The 1136-nt window shown below is 64.2% G+C and carries 2 protein-coding genes; one reads left to right on the top strand and one right to left on the bottom strand.

Annotation, left to right across the window (positions count from 1 at the left end; all coding sequences use genetic code 11):
- Positions 1 to 803, top strand: an 803-nt coding sequence (locus BO1_RS48945; RefSeq protein ID WP_028223792.1) for a group II intron maturase-specific domain-containing protein, incomplete at its 5' end; no start/stop codon positions are given.
- A gap of 76 nt (positions 804 to 879) precedes the next feature.
- Here the strand turns inward: BO1_RS48945 and BO1_RS61945 are convergent.
- Positions 880 to 987: a SymE family type I addiction module toxin gene (locus BO1_RS61945; protein ID WP_322788568.1), complete on the bottom strand. Its 108-nt coding sequence runs from the start codon at positions 985 to 987 to the stop codon at positions 880 to 882.
- Between the last annotated feature and the right edge of the window lie 149 nt (positions 988 to 1136).

The following is a 1136-nucleotide window of genomic DNA, read 5'->3' as shown; positions in this document are numbered from 1 at the left end:
GGGTCAATCACGACATTCTCATCGACCGGCTGCACAAGCGTATCGGAGACACGGGAGTGATCCGGCTGATCCGGGCGTACCTGAATGCGGGCGTGATGAGCGATGGCGTGGTGCAGGAGCGGCACGAGGGGGCGCCCCAGGGCGGTCCGCTCTCACCGTTACTGGCGAACGTGCTGCTCGATGAAGTGGACAAGGAACTGGAGCGACGGGGTCATTGCTTTGTGCGCTACGCCGACGATGCGAACGTGTACGTTCGCTCGCGCCGTGCGGGCGAACGGGTGATGGCACTGTTGCGGCGGCAGTACGGGCGGTTACGCCTGAAGGTCAACGAAGCCAAAAGCGCGGTGGCAAGCGTGTTCGGTCGCAAGTTCCTGGGCTACAGCCTGTGGGTAGCTGCGGGTGGCGCGGTCAAGCGCAAGGTGGCAGTCAAACCATTGGCCACGTTCAGGCAGCGCGTGCGGGAACTGACGCGCCGGGGCGGACGTAGTCTGACGCAGGTGGTGGAGAAGCTGCGCCCCTACCTGCTGGGCTGGAAAGGCTACTTCCGTCTGGCGCAGACGCCGGGCGTGATGCGCGAACTGGACAAATGGGTACGTCACCGCCTGCGCGCGATCCAGCTGAAGCACTGGAAACGCGGTCCGACCATGTATCGCGAGCTGCGCGCACTCGGCGCGACGCATGATGTTGCGCGACAGGTGGCGGCGAACAGCCGTCGCTGGTGGCGCAACAGTGGCAGCAAACTGCTCAATAGTGTGCTGCCTATTGCATGGTTTGACCGGCTCGGCTTACCCCGTCTCTCCTGACCTCAACTTCCCGAACCGCCCGGTGCGGTCCCGCATGCCGGGTGGTGTGGCAGGGGCGTAGCCTGATGGCTACCCCCTATGCCGATGCCGGGGTAATGATGAGCCGCTGGTGCTCGACGGTAATGCGCACGCGGGAGCGTGGCGCAAAGCCGGCGGTCTCGAGCCAGCGTCCGGAGAGCTTCATCCACTGATAAAGCGGCGGGACGGCGCGCAGACGGAAGGGTAGTCGAGCCGGTTTCTGATAGCGCCATGACTGCTGGATGGTGACAAAGCGTTCGGTGCTACGCCGACGCGAACAACTACGAGCAGTACACGCGTGATGCGAACGGCAAT

Source organism: Paraburkholderia oxyphila NBRC 105797, assembly GCF_000685075.1.
Taxonomy (GTDB): Bacteria; Pseudomonadota; Gammaproteobacteria; order Burkholderiales; family Burkholderiaceae; genus Paraburkholderia; species Paraburkholderia oxyphila.
This window is presented reverse-complemented; position numbering and strand designations above follow the sequence as displayed.